The 3060-nt window shown below is 74.7% G+C and carries 2 protein-coding genes and 1 pseudogene; all 3 read left to right on the top strand.

Annotated features, from left to right (window positions below):
* Nucleotides 1–480 (top strand): annotated as a pseudogene (locus K6I34_RS34425) (hypothetical protein); the annotation flags it as partial.
* Nucleotides 477–1736, top strand: a complete 1260-nt coding sequence (locus K6I34_RS34420; RefSeq protein WP_229331970.1) for a glycosyltransferase family 87 protein — start codon at nt 477–479, stop codon at nt 1734–1736. The pseudogene K6I34_RS34425 and the gene K6I34_RS34420, both read left to right, overlap by 4 nt.
* Nucleotides 1737–1739: 3 nt before the next feature.
* Nucleotides 1740–3060, top strand: a 1321-nt coding sequence (locus K6I34_RS34415; protein WP_229331969.1) for a glycosyltransferase family 2 protein, incomplete at its 3' end; no start/stop codon positions are given.

Genomic DNA, 3060 nt, shown 5'->3' with positions numbered 1-3060 from the left:
CTGCGTGCCGCTCTCCTCCCGCTGACCGTGGCCGCCCTGCTGGCCGGCGCCTGGACGCAGGCCCGTGCCCTGTCGTACGTACTGCGGCCCGCGGCGCTCCCGCCGCCCCTGCGCACCGTGCACACGGTCGCGCCCTGGCACCCGCTCCGCTGGGCGGCACGCGCGATGGCGAAGGGGGACACCGTGATGACCGACAACTACTACGCCCTCCGGACGCTCCCGGCCTACGGCCCGTACACCGTCGCGCCCGCCTATCCCGACGTCTTCCTGCGCGACGCGCGTGAGCGCCGTGACGCCACCCGCCGGTACTTCGCCCCGGCCGCCTCCCGAGCCGAACGGCTCGGCATCCTCAGGAAGTACGGCGTGCGGTGGGTGCTGCAACGCGCCGGCGGCCCCGGACTGCCGGCGGACGACCCGGCGCTCCGGCGGACCGCCACGGGGCCCGGCGGTTTCGTCCTGTCGGAGGTGGCCGCCCGGTGACCGCAGGCGTCCACCGTCACCGCCCGAGGACGCCGGACGCGCCCGACGTCCTCGGGCGGTGGCTGCGCGGACGCGCGCCGCTGCCGTTGCTCGGTGCCGCGCTGCTGGTGTTCGCCCTGGACGTGGCACGGGTGCTGGCCGGAGCGCGTACGGGCATCGACAACGCCGTCGTGGTGCGCGCCGCCCGGACCCTGCTGGACGGTGGTTCGCCGTACGCAGACAAACGCTTCCTCTACCTGCCGGGCGCGGCCTTCGCGGCCGTGCCGCAGACGTTCCTGGGCGACCGCGTGCTGTTCTGGGCGGTGCCGGTCGCGACGGCGCTGTGCGGCCTGGCGGGCGTGGTCGCGGCCCTGCGCGTGTTCGGGGTACGGGCGGACAGCAGGCTCGCGGCGGCCATGGTCGCCGGTCTCGGCCTGTTCGAGCCCTTCCACGGATTGGTCTATCTGGGCAACTGGACGGTGCTGTCCGCGCTCGCGTTCCCTGTCACCCTGCTGCTCGCGCGGCGCGGCCGGTGGAGCGCCGCCGGCGTGGTCACCGGCGCCGCTGTCGCGCTGAAGCCGATGCTCGTACCCGTCCTGCTGCTGTTCGTCCTGGCCCGGCGGTGGCGCGCGCTCGCGTGGGCGGTCGGCGTCCCGGCCGCGGTGTCGCTGGCCGCCGCCGCGGCCGTGCCCCGGCCGGGGCGGTTCCTCACCCGCACGCTGCCGTTCATCCTGCACGGCCAGGACGCGTACGCCCGCCCGTTCGACGCCTCCTGGTCGACGGTGCTGCCCCGGCTCGGCGTGCCGCAGCCGCTCGCCTTCACGCTCGCGGCGGCCGCGGCGCTGACCGTCCTGGCGCTGGCCCGGGTCCGCTGGCGGGCCGGGGGAGACGAGGCGGTGCGGCTGGTGGAGTGCGCGTCGCTGCTGATGCTCGCGGCCTTCCTGGCGTCCCGCCCGTCGTTCCAGCACTACATGCTGGTCGTGCTGCCCTCGCTCGTGGCCTCGTCGGTGGTGCGCGGGACGGCGGTGCGTTCGGTGTGGTTCTGGCTCCCGCTGCTGCCGGAGCTCACCGCTGTGCGGTGGCCGTACCTGGACAGCGCCCGGAGGCACGCCTTCCGGGACATCGTGATGATCACCGGGGTGGCCGCGGCGATCGCCGTACGGGCCTGGCGCGACCGCGTGCGACCCGGCCAGGACGTCACTGTCAGTGGTCACGTCTACTCTTTCCGTAGCGACCTTGAAGCGCGGAAACGAGCGGACCGCTCGGGAACGGGGTGACGTGTGACCACTGTGCGCAGGCCCGACCGCAGGGCCCCGGACGTCAGCGTCGTGGTGATCGCCTACAACGACGCCCGGCGGCTGCCGCGCGCCGTGCGCTCGGTCCTCGGGCAGTCGCTGCGCCGCCTCGAAGTGATCGTTGTCGACGACTGCTCGACCGACGGCACCTTCACCGCGGCCCAGCGACTGGCCGAGGCCGACCCGCGGGTGCGCTGCCTGCGGCTGCCCGCCAACAGCGGAGGCTGCGGCGCCCCGCGCAACGCGGGCATCGACGTGGCCCGCGCACCCCACCTGATGTTCCTCGACAGCGACGACGAACTGCCCTACCACGCCTGCAAGTCGCTGCTGCTCACCGCCGAGTCCACCGGGGCCGACCTGGTCACCGGCGAGGTCACCCGACTCCACGAGGACACCGGCGCCACCGGCCTCTGGTACCCCGAGCTGTTCGCCGACACCAGAGTCGTCGACGGCATCCGCGCCGCCCCCGAGTACTTCCTCGACACCCTGTCCACCAACAAGCTCTACCGCGCCGACTTCCTCGCCCGGCACGGCCTGCGCTTCCCCGAAGGCGTGCACTACGAGGACTCGCTGTTCACCGCCAAGGCCCTCACCCTGGCCCGCCGCTTCGCCGTCGTCCCCTGGCCCGTCTACACCTGGCGGCTCGCGGCCGCCCCCGCCACCCCGTCCATCACCGCGCGCAGGGACCGCATCGAGAGCGTCACCGACCGCGTCGGCGTGGCCCGGCTCGTCGACGCCTTCCTGGAGGAGACGGGCAACGCCGACCTCAAGCCCGCGAAGGACGCCAAGTTCCTCCGCCACGACGTCCGCCTGCACCTCGGCGACCTGCCCTTCCGCGACCGCCGCTGGACCGCCGGGTTCGCCGCCACCATGGCGCCCTACCTCCGCACCCTCGCCCCCGAGGCACTCGCCGATCTGCCGGACGAACAACGGATCTGCCAGTACCTGCTGGACGCGGGCCGCCTCGCGGAAGCCGCCGAGTGCGCCCGCACCCTCGACCGCCCGCGCCTCGCCCCCCGCCACGCCGTACGGCACGCCGGGCGCGTCTACTGGGGCGCGGAAGTGCCCGCGGACCCCGAGGCGGCCACCGGCCTCGACATCACGGAATGGCGCCTGGACGAGCAGCCGTTCACCACCGGCCCCCTCCGGCACGAGGCGGCACGCGTCGACACCGACGGGCCGGTGCTCCGCATCCGCCTCCACACCTACGACCCCGCCCGGCTCCTCCGCGCCCCCGGCACCGTCACCGCCGAACTCCGCGTCGCCACCACCGCGGAGCCGCTCGCCGTGCCCTTCGCCTACGACC

It is taken from the genome of Streptomyces sp. UNOC14_S4 (assembly GCF_020740835.1).
In the GTDB taxonomy this organism is placed as follows: Bacteria; Actinomycetota; Actinomycetes; order Streptomycetales; family Streptomycetaceae; genus Streptomyces.
This window is presented reverse-complemented; position numbering and strand designations above follow the sequence as displayed.